Source organism: Wolbachia endosymbiont (group B) of Chesias legatella, from assembly GCF_964026945.1.
Lineage (GTDB): Bacteria > Pseudomonadota > Alphaproteobacteria > Rickettsiales > Anaplasmataceae > Wolbachia.
On record NZ_OZ034711.1, the window covers coordinates 102,167 to 115,593 of the forward strand.

At 33.3% G+C, this 13,427-nt stretch carries 13 protein-coding genes and 1 tRNA gene; 5 read left to right on the forward strand and 9 right to left on the reverse strand.

Features of this window, described 5'->3' with window-relative positions; all coding sequences use genetic code 11:
- The first annotated feature begins 73 nt into the window (after nucleotides 1–73).
- From ftsA to AAGD65_RS00570, 3 genes are all read left to right on the forward strand, one after another.
- The gene (gene ftsA / locus AAGD65_RS00560; protein WP_264682894.1) at nucleotides 74–1,312 is read left to right on the forward strand and encodes a cell division protein FtsA; all 1,239 of its coding nucleotides are present in this window, start codon (nucleotides 74–76) and stop codon (nucleotides 1,310–1,312) included.
- A 285-nt stretch (nucleotides 1,313–1,597) separates the two neighbouring features.
- A complete protein-coding gene (locus AAGD65_RS00565) occupies nucleotides 1,598–1,894 on the forward strand; it encodes a transposase (RefSeq protein ID WP_264374473.1) in 297 nt (98 codons plus the stop codon).
- 181 nt (nucleotides 1,895–2,075) lie between these two features.
- Nucleotides 2,076–2,333, forward strand: a complete 258-nt coding sequence (locus tag AAGD65_RS00570; RefSeq protein ID WP_264374490.1) for a hypothetical protein — start codon at nucleotides 2,076–2,078, stop codon at nucleotides 2,331–2,333.
- 315 nt (nucleotides 2,334–2,648) lie between these two features.
- On the opposite strand, the gene AAGD65_RS00575 is transcribed toward AAGD65_RS00570, so the two are convergent.
- The 9 genes from AAGD65_RS00575 to AAGD65_RS00615 all read right to left on the reverse strand — a co-directional run bounded on the left by AAGD65_RS00575 (nucleotide 2,649) and on the right by AAGD65_RS00615 (nucleotide 11,082).
- A complete protein-coding gene (locus AAGD65_RS00575; protein ID WP_010403418.1) occupies nucleotides 2,649–3,200 on the reverse strand; it encodes a 5-formyltetrahydrofolate cyclo-ligase in 552 nt (183 codons plus the stop codon).
- Complete coding sequence (locus AAGD65_RS00580; RefSeq protein WP_264682895.1) at nucleotides 3,184–3,813, reverse strand: oxidoreductase; 630 nt, start codon at nucleotides 3,811–3,813, stop codon at nucleotides 3,184–3,186. Before AAGD65_RS00580 ends, AAGD65_RS00575 begins: the two co-directional genes overlap by 17 nt.
- A 33-nt stretch (nucleotides 3,814–3,846) precedes the next feature.
- Nucleotides 3,847–4,974 (reverse strand): SurA N-terminal domain-containing protein, encoded by a 1,128-nt coding sequence (locus AAGD65_RS00585; protein ID WP_264377203.1) that lies wholly within the window; start codon nucleotides 4,972–4,974, stop codon nucleotides 3,847–3,849.
- Between the two features lie 118 nt (nucleotides 4,975–5,092).
- Nucleotides 5,093–5,183: transfer RNA gene (locus AAGD65_RS00590), tRNA-Ser, on the reverse strand.
- Nucleotides 5,184–5,281: 98 nt separating this feature from the next.
- Nucleotides 5,282–5,788, reverse strand: a complete 507-nt coding sequence (ppa, locus tag AAGD65_RS00595; protein WP_264682896.1) for an inorganic diphosphatase — start codon at nucleotides 5,786–5,788, stop codon at nucleotides 5,282–5,284.
- A gap of 80 nt (nucleotides 5,789–5,868) precedes the next feature.
- Nucleotides 5,869–7,122, reverse strand: coding sequence for a hypothetical protein (locus AAGD65_RS00600; protein ID WP_264682897.1), 1,254 nt, complete (start codon nucleotides 7,120–7,122; stop codon nucleotides 5,869–5,871).
- Between the two features lie 113 nt (nucleotides 7,123–7,235).
- A complete protein-coding gene (gene mnmA / locus AAGD65_RS00605) occupies nucleotides 7,236–8,348 on the reverse strand; it encodes a tRNA 2-thiouridine(34) synthase MnmA (RefSeq protein ID WP_264683451.1) in 1,113 nt (370 codons plus the stop codon).
- A gap of 227 nt (nucleotides 8,349–8,575) precedes the next feature.
- A complete protein-coding gene (locus tag AAGD65_RS00610) occupies nucleotides 8,576–9,643 on the reverse strand; it encodes a rod shape-determining protein (protein ID WP_064085834.1) in 1,068 nt (355 codons plus the stop codon).
- 20 nt (nucleotides 9,644–9,663) lie between these two features.
- Nucleotides 9,664–11,082, reverse strand: a complete 1,419-nt coding sequence (locus AAGD65_RS00615) for a carboxypeptidase (RefSeq protein ID WP_264682898.1) — start codon at nucleotides 11,080–11,082, stop codon at nucleotides 9,664–9,666.
- A gap of 278 nt (nucleotides 11,083–11,360) precedes the next feature.
- Here AAGD65_RS00615 and AAGD65_RS00620 point away from each other — a divergent pair, with 278 nt between their 5' ends.
- Both AAGD65_RS00620 and tilS read left to right on the forward strand, forming a co-directional pair.
- The gene (locus AAGD65_RS00620; protein ID WP_264683452.1) at nucleotides 11,361–11,840 is read left to right on the forward strand and encodes an OmpA family protein; all 480 of its coding nucleotides are present in this window, start codon (nucleotides 11,361–11,363) and stop codon (nucleotides 11,838–11,840) included.
- Nucleotides 11,841–11,990: 150 nt separating this feature from the next.
- Nucleotides 11,991–13,286 (forward strand): tRNA lysidine(34) synthetase TilS, encoded by a 1,296-nt coding sequence (gene tilS / locus AAGD65_RS00625; protein ID WP_264682899.1) that lies wholly within the window; start codon nucleotides 11,991–11,993, stop codon nucleotides 13,284–13,286.
- Nucleotides 13,287–13,427 lie beyond the last annotated feature (141 nt).

Consider the following 13,427-nt stretch of genomic DNA (forward strand, 5'->3'; position numbering starts at 1 on the left):
TGTATTTTTAATAGAAATATAAATTATTAAAGGAAGCTTCAATTTGAATGGAATTGTGTCATAAGGTCAACTAATGTACTCTGCAGTAATAATAAAACCAAAGCAAAATGTTTTTGCCGTTTTAGACGTAGGTACAACAAAAATTATCTGTCTCATTGTTAAGATCAATAGCAACTTCAGCTATAAAATAATAGGAACGGGTTATAAAAGTGCAGAAGGTATAAGCGGTGGATCAATAACTGATGCAAAGCATGCAAGTTACTCTATTTCATCAACTATAGGTTTAGCTGAGCAAGTATCAGAAGAGACTATAGACCAGATATATGTGAATGTAGCCGGATGTGGAGTCTCATCTTTTAACGTATATAACGAAATTATTGCAGCTAATCACGAAATTTCAGACCGAGATATAAAACGTGTAGTCTTTCAGACGTTTGAGAAATATATCGAAGAAAATGTTATCATTCACAATATACCACTGAAATATCACTTGGATGACATGACTGATATAAAAGAGGTTGGTGGATTGTACGGAAAAAGACTATCTGCTGATGTTAATGTCGTCACTGCTTCGCGTCCAGCGCTTACCAACATTGAAAATTGTATAACTAATAATAGCGGGATAAGTATGGCTGGTTGTATTGCTTCCGCATATTCTGCAGGCCTTGCCTGTCTAAGTGAAGATGAAAAAGAGCTAGGAACTGCCATTGTTGACATAGGGGGTGGGTGTACTGCAATTGGAATTTTTAAGAGAGGAAAGCTTATATACACAAGCAGCATTCCAATTGGCGGCATTCACATCACTCGAGATATAGCTTATGGACTATGCACAAGTATAGAGCATGCTGAACGCATAAAAATACTATACGGTAGCACTGTCGTAACTTCAATAGATGAGAACGAATATATTACACTGCAAAACAGTGAAAATGATGAACCGACTCGAGTACCCAAGTCCGAACTTATTGACATCATAAGACCTAGAGTTGAGGAGATATTTGAACTGGTAAGAGAACAATTTCAAGAACAAAAAGATCCAATCAATAAAGTAGTGCTCACAGGTGGAACCAGTCAACTCACAAGCATGAAAGAGATTGCAAGCTATATATTCAACAAACAAGTCCGCATTGGATGCCCTGAGTCTCTCAGTGGCCTTGATGGCGAGTATGATAAAAATCCCGTATTTTCTGCTGCCATAGGCTCTATCAAGCTAATAGTTGACACTTTTTATAAAAATAACTCTGGAATGCTCGGTCAAGATGGTAAAATGAGTAAATTGTATAATTGGGTTAAATCGAAAGTCACGGTTTGATTTTACCAAATAAAGTTTTGATATCCGTCAAAGGAAGTATAAAGAAAATTATTTCAAGATTGATAAATTGATTCGTGATCATACACCTGAAATTATGCGCTCCCATGGAATGATTGTTTATGATATGGTAATGGAAAAAGATGAATATGCTGAACGTCTCATTCTATGATAAAAGATAAAACAGGCTGGATCCCAGTGGGCTTTGTTGAATCGCTCAAGTGAAAAGAACTGGCAGTTACTGACAAAATTCATTATAAATAGCCATTTAACTGTTGAAGAAAAAATATGCCACAAAAAATGAGAGTCAGTAATTGCCATGAATATAACAAATTTCTCCAAGAAAGAGGAAGCATTTTTTGTTATATCAATGACGCCATAGAAAATTGGTACGAGAATTGTCCAAAAATGCAGGGCGGCAACTATATTTATAGTGATAAAGTTGTGATTTTAGTGCATATAATCGTCAGTTTCTTTAGAATTGGTTTAAGACAAACAGTCGGGTTTATAAAAGGATATTTGCAACAAATAGGAAGAGATTTGCAGCTATTCACAAGCATCAAAAAAAACTTAATATTAAGATAAATGATTGCAGAAAATAATATAGAAGATATCGAAATTGCTATAGACAGTACAGGAATTAGTATATACAACAACACACAGCAAGGAAAATAGCACTGACAGAGTGGCTATGAGCAAACGAGAAAATTGCACGTAATGTTGAATATAAACAACAAAAAAGCCATAGCTGTAAAATACAGTAACGGTGTCTACTCTGATCACTTGTGATTTGCTAAAAGAAGTTGATTTTCAGCATGCCATAAAAGCACTATATGCAGATAGAGCATGTGATAGGCACAAGTTTTATAAGTTGTGTAACGAATATGATATAAAGACAAAAATTCCACCAATAAACAATGCGGCAGAACATCCAGAAATAGATTATATGTCTGACAGGAATGCTGCTATTAGGTTAATAAAATTATACGGTGAAGATGGCATGAAAGAATGGAAAAAGAAGTAAATTATGGGAAAAGATCTTATATTGAAGGGTTTTTCTCAAGATTAAAGCAAATATTCGGATTTAGTTTTAGGAATAAATCTGAGATAAATCGAGAAAAAGAACTAAATGCTATTTGCTTAATAAATTCACTGATATTGGTGTGGCTAAATTTGAGATAGTTACATGAATTTACCATAAATCACCATCTCATAAAGTGTGATGCAACAAAGCCATCCCAGTGTCAGCTACTCGGATGACAAGAAAGGGAGTACAGGTTTCAATATTTGCATGCATCTGAACAGATAAGCAATTACCATCAGAAAGAGGGAGACTATGCTACTCCTTTCTATCCACTTTTTTGAGCAATCCACTTCTACATCTAACACACATCTCAGTGATTATAATATCCAATTTTTGATCATGTTTTTCTACAGGTAAATTTTTACAATATTGCTTCTCATAGGCTACACCTATAAATATTTTTCCAAGTGGCCGTAATTTTTTTATCATTTCATCATACCAACCACCGCCAAAACCTAACCTATTAAAATGATCATCAAAAGCAACAATAGGGGTAATGATTGTGTCGGGAATTATATCTTCATCTGCTTTATTCCATTCCTCAAATTTTAATAACTTATTTTTATTAGGAATTGCTACTTTATATCCTAAATCGAGTAAATGATGCATCAAAGGCACAACATTAATTTCTCCGTCTGTTGGAATGTACGCTGCTATTGTTTTACCTTTAACGCAACTTAAGTTTTTGTTAAAGAGATTAATAAGAGAATTTGCTGCATAACTAGAATAACTTTCATCAACATCTTTTCTTATGGTTCTATATTGCTTCCTTAGTTCCTCTTTGTGCTGTTTAGTGTCTTTGAACATGTTCTATCCATTTTGCAGTGAGCTTTTCTTGTAAACTATTTTGCTTCAAGCGCTCACTTAAAAAATCAAAGTCAACAAGCTCCATATCCTGGTCTTGATTACTGCAACTATAAACAAAACTTATTTCTCCTTTTTCCTTATTTATGTGTTGCTGAATACATTGAGCGCAGATTTCTTTCATCATGCACTGCATAGGAGAGTTAACTGATGATATTGCTATGTGTTTTGGTTTTAGATATGGCTTTAAAATTGTTTTTCTAGCTTCATTTATAGCTTTCATCATTTTATCAGAACCAATAGTGATGATTTTATCTATAGTGTTTAAACTAATAGTAATTTTACCTAACTTTCCTTGCTGATATGAGATTATTGCATCAACTATATTACCATGAAAGGATTTATCCTGTTCTCTGCTTGTTTCTATCAATCCTTCTTCACATGCCCAAATTACTGCACTTGATGCACGTTCTATCAGTGCTCGTTTAAATACATCACTTAATTTTTTATAGCCAGCGAAATATAAAACCTTATGATTGTTTTCAAGACATGCCTTCCCTATCGAAAATAACACTGCATTTCCAACTCCACCGCCAATGAGCATTATATTCTTCATAAACTTTTTATGGAGTAGAAAACCTCTCTAACTTCAATTAAACTGATAACTAACAGCTGCATTTTTACGCATATTATCCAATAACAGGTTGCTTTGTATCATAATCTTTTGTTGATACATTTCCTGTTTGATTGCTTCTATATCCATTGCATTATTTTTGATATCACATAACATCATCAACTTTGCAGTGCTATTTTCTCTTAATTCTACTATTTCATTCATATTTGTTTTACTAAATAAAATCTGTAAATCAGGATTTAAATTTCGCATTTTTATTTCAAACTCTTTTACGCTTGGCAACTTGAAATCATCTGCTAACTTGTCAAAATTTAAACAACTGACCTTTTGCTCCTTAAAACTAGAGAGTAAACTTTCTGAACCTTCAACTACAACCTGTTTCAGTTTTAAAGTACTTTTCAGCATTGTATGATTAAGCTGTACTTTATCTATGACTTTTATAACAGAGTAACCTTCGCTTAAACTAACCGGACCTGCTACATCACTGATTTCTAATCCTTCCAAAACGTCCTTGAGTTTACCTTTTAGCTGACTTAAATTAACGGTTGCTTTGCTCATCTTTATTGAAGATTCTGGATTATTACTGCTACGTAATTGTTTTATTAAATCTTCAGCCATCTTCTGATCAGGAATTACAAACTCCTGAAATGTAATAAGGTAGTCAGGTTTCTCTTTTTGTTTTCTTACATCGTCCACTTCTTTATCGCTGATATTGACAAGTGGCACAATTCCTACTTCAATAATCTTGTTCCACAGTAGCTGACACTTTACTTGTTTTTTTAGGGTATTGAGATCTATATTATGCTTTTTTACGTATTGATCAACTTCATCAGCCTCAAGTTTTAAACTTTGAGTTAAGAATAACGTGACAGCATTATTTAACTCCTCGTTACTCAATTCTATATTCATCTTCTGTGCTTCGCTGACAATGATAATTTCGTCTATTAACTGTCTTAGAATTTGAGATTTTACCTCTTTTTGATTAATCTTCTGATTGCCAAGCAATGAATTTATAAAATTGACGCGTTTTTCAATATCTAAATTTGAAATTGGCTCACCATTTACATCTGCAACAATTTCAATCTCAGTTGCAAGTAACCTAAGCGGCAGCATTATTAATATCAAAATTAGTATTTTATGCATATAAAATTATTTAGCTAATAACTAATTCTATAATAAATACTGAATAAACGCTAGCTAACTTTTTAATAATTAAAAAAGAGGATGAAATTACTGTAATGAATACCTAAACAATAATATACGGAAGGAGAGGGATTCGAACCCTCGATACGACTTTTCAATCGTATAACGGTTTAGCAAACCGCCGCCTTCAGCCGCTCGGCCACCCTTCCAAATTATTACTATAATATCAAGACCTTTACTGCCTGTCTAATGCTTTTAACCGCAACATTAAAAACAACAATGTTTTTCTGAGCAGCTCTAATGCAAACTAATTTCTACTTTTTTCAATGATTTTTTTTGCTTCTTCTACATCAGCCCATTCTCCAACTGTCACCGTTTTTCCCTTTTCTAAATCTTTATAATGAGAAAAGAAATGAGAAATTTTATCTAGTAAGTTTTTAGGTAAGTCAGAATAGTTTTTTATATTCTCATAATAGCTATCAACACTGGAGATAGGTACGGCTAATATTTTTTCATCCTCTCCTTTTTCATCTTTAGTGAGCAATGCACCTACTGGACGCACTGATATCAAAACCCCAGATGCTAAAGGAAATTGAGTTATCACCAAAACATCTACAGGATCACCATCACCTGCACAGGTGTTTGGTACAAATCCATAATTGCAAGGATAAGTCATTGAAGTAGACAAAAATCTGTCAACTTGTAATAATCCGAGCTCTTTATTAAATTCATACTTTACGGGTTCAGCATTTGCGCCTATTTCAATTACTACATTTATTTCATCTGGTTTTGTTGTTACTTTGCTTAAATCCATGAATTACCTCGTTATTCAAGAGAAGATATTATATAGCATACACTTTAAAAGTGCTACATTTATCATTTATAAGTAGAGATTCATGAACGCCTGGACTGTGTAGGACCATTTGTAAGATCATTAATAATTGCACCATTGACTGCTGAATGTGGCGGTTCTTGAGGTGATTTTAGTAGTTGAAATAAAGCATATACTATTACGATAGTAAGTACTGCAGCAACTATTAAATTGATGAGATTGTTTTGTGGCAAAATATTTGTTATTGAGTTGAATAACCTTTGTTCCATAAGAAAATAATCAGCAACATATAACCCAGCAGATAATATAAACATACCTAAAGCTAGTTTACAGAACGTATTTTTATGATTTTTCTTGCTGATAATGAAATTTGGCCTACATTCATTCTCTTCTTGCGGTGCTGAATAATGTGTATTGTTTATTATCCTCTCTTCAAACTTATTGCTATTTTGCTCCTTTAACAGCTGTTTCAAAATTGGTCCAACTCTTTTCAAGAATAAAAAACCTTGATTATTATAACCTGCAGACGCCGATATATTGAATGTTCTGTTTAGAGTGCCTATCTTTTTACAATCCAGCGTATATTTAATGGCTCTATTTTGATCTTTCAAATTAATACTTTGCAGTAATTCAGCTAAATTCGCTATATATCTGAGAACAACCATGTTATCTATTATTGGTAAATTTTCCTTTTTTATAGACTCTTTGTGATATTCAGAAAGTTTATGATAGTCGCCAAGTATAGAAAATAACAATACTACACCACTGTCTACTTTTATGTCTTGATGAATAGAATAATAGAAGTCAATAATGCATTTATTTAAGGTAAATTCTCTATCATATTTGTTTAATGCATTTTCTTCACTTAACAACCTTCTAACATCAATAAGCACCTTATTTTCAAAATCTTCTGCTGTTTTAAATATTGATTCTCTCTTTGGATTTGCCAAAACGTTAAGTAAATCTAATTTTCTTCCATCTACTATTTCGTGTATGTCTTTACCTAACTCAGACTCCTTAATAACTTTATATATTTCATCTATGATATCTTGAGTGCTCAGATTATTACTTCCGCTTAAAATTTTATAAGCTTGAGTATAAATTAAGAACAACCCTTGTAGACTAAATTGTAAGTTAAAATATTTATCTAATGATTCCTCTTTTTTTCTAACGAATGAAGACAAACCAATATGGTTTCTATGGTCTATTTTACCAGTTAAGTTAGCATGTTGAAAATTGCCTAAAAAAATAAACAAGGCCTCTAATAAATTGCCTTTACCAACAATTTTTATTAATTCTTCAACTTCTTTAACCATCCCTCTAGTCCACAATATAATAATTATCTTTAATAGTATAAAGAATATAGGATAAAACAGCAATAAATTTTATTGTATGTTTACATTCTGCATTAAAAAATCAAACCACCAAGTTAGGAGCATATCCACCCTCCACCGATAACTTGTTCGCCCTTATATGCTACACAGGCTTGACCTGGACTGATGCCAAAGTAATCGTCGTTTAAAATTACACAGGCTTTGTTCTTTTCGTCAGTTGAATATATTGTCGCTGAGCTTCCTGCATGTGATGACCTGAGCTTCACAGTTACTTCCATGCCTTCTTTTGGTTGTTCTAACCAATTTAACTCTTTGACCAATATCTTTTTTTGCATTAGAGCATTGATCGGGCCTACTACAACTTCATTATTTTCTGTATTAATTCTTACTACATAAAGAGGCTCACTGTGTGCAATGCAGAGGCCTCTTCTCTGCCCCACTGTAAAATTTACTATGCCGCTGTGCTCACCTAGCACTTTTCCATGAATATCTACTATTTTACCTTTCTGTACAGACTGTGGAGCTAACTTAGCTATTGTTTTACTATAGCTTTCGGAAACAAAGCATATATCTTGGCTGTCTGGCTTTTCAGAAATTTGTAAGCCAAAATACTTTGCTAATTTTCTTATATCACTTTTATAGAACCCACCTAGTGGAAATCGCAAAAGCTTTAACTGCTCCTCAGTTGTAGCAAACAAAAAATAACTTTGATCTTTACTTTTATCAATACTTCTGCACAACTTTACCTCACCATTTTCTTCTAATCTTCTTACGTAATGTCCTGTTATGAGCACATCCGCACCAAGATTTTTTGTGACTTGCAATAGATCACGGAATTTTACTGTTTGGTTACATCTTACACATGGTATGGGGGTTTCCCCACGCATGTAAGTATTCGCAAAATCTTCTATTACTTCCTTTTTAAATGTTTCTTCGTAATTTAAAATATAATGAGGAAAGCCAACACTTTCAGCTACGCGTTTGGCGTCATAAATATCTTGTCCAGCGCAGCATGCACCTTTTCTTGCATTAGCATTGCCATCAGTGCCATATAGCTGAAGAGTCACACCTATCACTTCGTACCCAAGGTTATACAGCAGTGCTGCAGCAACGGAGCTATCAACTCCCCCGGACATTGCAACAATAGCCTTAGTTTGATGCGGAGCTTTATCTTTTAATAAAGGTTCAATTTCAAATTCTTTTAGCATATAATTTATAAACACAAACCTGGTGTCAAGCACTGGAATCCAGTTTCTATTACACAATTTCATCGAAACAGCGTACTTATTTGTAGTCAAGTTCCAGTGTCAAGCGCTGGGATGACACCCCTTCCTGCTGGAAGTTGCTTTTAAATTACTTGGTGCGTGACACTGGGATCTCATTTATATTACATAATTCCATCAAAACAATTCGATAAACTGCCTTCAAAAACAATTTAATCTTGCTTGAATAAAACATGGCCAAAATAGTCCATGTTTTCAAGTACTTTTCCACTACCCAGGGCAACACAACAAAGTGGATCATCTGCAACACGAACTGGTAATTTTGTTGTTTCACTAATAACTTTACTCAAGTTGCGCAATAACCCACCTCCACCAGATAAAATTATTCCTCTATCAACTATATCAGAAGAAAGTTCAGGTGGAGTACTCTCCAGTGCAGTTCTAATAGCAGAAATTATCTGATGTACAGGCTCTATTAGGCTCTCTGCAACTTGATATTCTGATAAAAGCATTTCTTTTGGCATACCACTCACTAAATCCCTGCCTTTAATTATCATTCCCTCTTTGTTGTTTTCAACTGGCAGACTGGCTGAACCGACGTTTTTCTTAATTTTTTCAGCAGTTGTTTCGCCAATCAATAACTTATGATTTTCACGAATGTATGACTTTATTGCCTCATCCATAATATCGCCACCTACTCTGGCAGAACGTGAATAAACAATTCCACCTAAAGAAATAATTGCAACTTCAGTTGTACCACCTCCTATGTCAACAATCATAGAACCTTCAGGTTCGGTAACTGGAAGTCCAGCCCCAATTGCTGCAGCCATTGGTTCTTCAATTAAGAATACTTCATTTGCACCAGCACTTTCTGCTGCATCTTGTATAGCACGCCTTTCAACTGGGGTAGATCCAGATGGAACACATATGATAATATTAGGCTTATTAACAGTGAATCTTGTGTTTGCGCTGCGTATGAAATATTTTAACATTTCTTCCGCGCTTTTAAAATCAGCAATAACTCCGTCTTTCAAGGGCCTTATCGCTTCTATTTCTCCAGGTGTTTTTCCGAGCATCATCTTAGCTTTTTTGCCAAAAGCATAAGGAACGTAACTTCCTTTTTCTTTTACTCTTGCTACAACTGAGGGTTCATCAAGCACTATCCCCTGACTTTTCTGATAAACTAAAGTATTTGCAGTACCAAGATCTATAGCAATATCGCTAGCAAATAAACCTTTGAAAGTAAAAAAATTTCTGATTAAATTCTGAACAAAACTCATACACAACTCAAGAAAACCATTTATTGAGACAAATTATACTTTTCAGATAAGTAACTAGTGTAGCACTCAATATCTAAATCCCTACCTGTTACCTTTTTTAGCTGTTCCAAAAAGCCATAATTTGCACTATATACATTTTTAGAGAACCAATCGATAAGTAAACTGAAATCTCCTTTTACTATAGAATCTAAAAATTCGTAATGATTTTTCTTAATGAAAGAAAAAAACTGCACAGCAGCGATTAACGCTATGACTTTAATAGGAAAGTAGCCTATAACACCACTTATCCAATACTCATCTTGAAAATAAGTGTCTAGCTCATTTTTAGCTTTTACTGAAATCTTGTAATGCTTCATACCTTCCAACCATTTATCGTGTAGATCTTTAACTTCTAACGTACCATTTATTAGATCTTGTTCTAATTTAGTTCTTAGCATAATGTGAGCCAATAAACTAAATTCATCCGCATTCTTCAAAAAAGATGAAAGATTTACTTTATTGAAAATCAAATACAAATTTTCAACACTACTATTAATTTTGCCTTTTGTAGAAAGTTTCTCCTTTATGTGTGGTTGAATGAACTCAATAAATTCTCTGGATGTTCCAATGATCCTTTCCATGAATAACCCTTGAGTTTCATACATAATATGTTTTGTAATTAAGCTCTTTATAGAATTTTGCGCTAAACATTTTTGATGAATTGCATAACCAGTATGCCGTAAAAGTAAAAATAAACCATAACAAAGGTCAGATTCATCATAATCGATAGAATCGTAATAAGAAATGGAAATCTCATTTGGTGTAACACTCATTTGCTGTAAGAATAAGGAACCAAGTTCAATCTGTCTCTGAACCGTAACTTTTTGTATATTAGTAACCTTATCCTTCTTCTGCTTTTGAGTTACTTTCTCTACATTTTCACTAAAAAATTTACCTAGCTTAGGAAATATTTCCTTTATGTTCTTTTCTGTGATACTAGAGTCATAGTCAGCAAGCAATGACTCATAGTTTGAGCACTTTAATTGCTGCGATTTTATAGAAGCTGCTTCACGAGTAAGCTTAATTAGGTTAGTAAAGCATTCTTTCAGCTTTTCTAAGTTACTAATTTCAGAATTAGTTAGTCTCCATAAGTTTTGGCATTCAATCTTAGCTTTGGACAAAGATTTTACTAAATCAACAGGAATAGCACTGCTGCTTTTGTATATCCCCTCTATTAACTTTAGCTGCTGAATATTTGCACTCTTTTTATTCCTAAGAGCATTCGCTAATGATTCCTTTATTGCATCATGAGAGATAATTTCATGTCTGATTTCCTCTAGAAGACACATTTGCTCGATCTTATCCTCTATATCCAGTTGGCTTTTGCTTAGTAGTTTTAGTATGTTTTCGATATTCCTTACCTTATGTAATACTTCCTCTAAAAACTTATAAGATCTCATTTTTATTCATTGCTTTGAAACATCTGCATAATATCGTAATAGATTAATAATAAAGTTAAAAGTATATTTGCTTAAAGTACAATAAAAAATTGTATTTTTACTCCTTCATTGAACTTTTCGACAAAAATCGAGCATCTTATCAGAAAATTAATTGTCAGATTGTATTGTAAGTGAAATATTTAGTATTTTATTTTTCTTGACTACATTATAGTATAGAGTGATCATTAGTACTAAAATTAAAATTACGCACTATATTTTAAATTTATGGAGGTTTAGTGATGTGGAGTAGACTGATTATAATGTGTTGTTTTTGTTTGCTGCTTACTGGTGTAAGTTCTTGCCCTAAAAAAGGAGTAAATACGACAAATAAAATGAATGCTGTTGTTAAACAGATAGGTGATAAAAGAGTTTTCTTCGGTTATGATGAATCTAGTATCAGTGAAGTGAGTGCAGATGCATTACTTGACGTGATGGAAGTGTTACAAAATAATCCTGACGCAAAGGTCACTTTAACTGGTCACACTGACAATCGTGGTTCTCACGAGTATAATCTTGCACTAGGAGCTAGAAGAGCAGATGCAGCTAAAAAATTTATGGTCAGCTGTACACCTTATTTAGAAAATAGAATAAAAACTGCTTCTAAAGGTGAAACTGAGCCTTTGGTTAATGTAAAAGATGATTCTAAAAATTCTAAGTACGAAAAAGACCATGCTAAAAATCGTAGAGTAGAATTTTCATTTTCTGGAATAAAGAAATAGTTTCTTGCGTTAAAACCTGGATCCCAGTGTTTAGCACTGGGATGATACAACGTGCAAATCCGTTGCTTCCACTGATTGTTAGTTGAACTTGTATTGAAGTCCTGTGGGCGGTATAATGTAGAGAGATATAAACTACCTAACCGAGACATAATGCAATTGGAGCTGTCATTTCAAAATATAGTTAATAACTTTGCTTTTCATGATAATCAAGTTGCGGTTGCAGTATCAGGTGGTATAGATAGCGTAGTTTTATTGCACTTAATGATTAACTGGGCAAAAAAAAGTAAGCTTTTAGCCCCTATAGCATTAACAGTAAATCATGGGTTACGTTTAGAATCTCAAAAAGAAGCTCATTTTGCTATAAGTTACGCAAAAGAACTTGGAGCAAGGGAGTCATTCGTATTAAATTGGGAGAAAAAAAATATTAAAGGCAATATTCAGTTACAGGCACGAAAAGCACGATACAAGTTATTAATAGAATGGTGTAAAAACAATAATGTTAAATATTTATTTGTTGCTCACCACGAAAATGATCAAGCAGAAACGTTCTTGTTGAGATTAGAGCGAGGTAGTGGCGTAGATGGATTATCATCAATGGACTACAAATCTTTCTTCAATGGTATTTATGTATTTAGGCCATTGTTAAATTTCAGTCGTAGTAAAATAGAAAGGTATGCTCAGCTTCACCAGTTAAGATGGATCGAAGATAGAAGCAATTATGACTTGAAATACAGGCGAACTTTATACCGTAACTTGCTTAAAGCAAGTGATAATCAAGATGTTCTAACAGAGCGAATATGCCTTACAGCCCTTCATATGAAAAGAGCTGCAAAAGCGTTGATGCACTACACACGCCTTGCATTTAATGACTGCGTTAATATTCATGATCTTGGTTATATTGAAATTAAACTAGATGAACTTTATAAACTGCCAGAGGAAATAGCTTTAAGGCTTCTTCTTTATTCTATAATGGCAATTGTCAACAAGCACTATAAGCCAAGGTACCGTAGCCTTATCGCAATATTTAACAAAATATCGCAAAAAGATAGTGATATTAACTGTACACTCTCTGGGTGCAAAATAAGAAAATATGGAGGGAGCATCTTGATAATGAGAGAATCATCAAAGATACAGGAAATTACTGTACACCTAACATTAAATGTCCCTATTGAATGGGACAATAGATTTAGCTGTACAATACTTAGCAATCAGAAGTGTTCAGTAACTATTGCTCCGCTAAAAAAAACGCAAAAAATTCCTGAATTTCTAAAAGATTACAACTGCTGCCCTGAAATTTTTTACTCTTTACCTGTAGTGCTAAAAGATGGAAAGATGTTTGCTTATCCATGTATGAAACATAATAGTAAGAGTACTAGTGATGACGAGATTAAATATTTTATTTCTAGTATAATAAAGGAAAATTTGCTAAAGTTAACTGATATTTAATTAAGGATTACAATGAGTGGGGCAAGATTTTTTAAATTTGTAATTATTTTTCTAAAGTTTACTACTCTTTTCCAACAGTGAAAAAATGGAAAGGTGGTTGCTTATCCTGATGTAAATTATAACGAAAAAATACGGTGATGA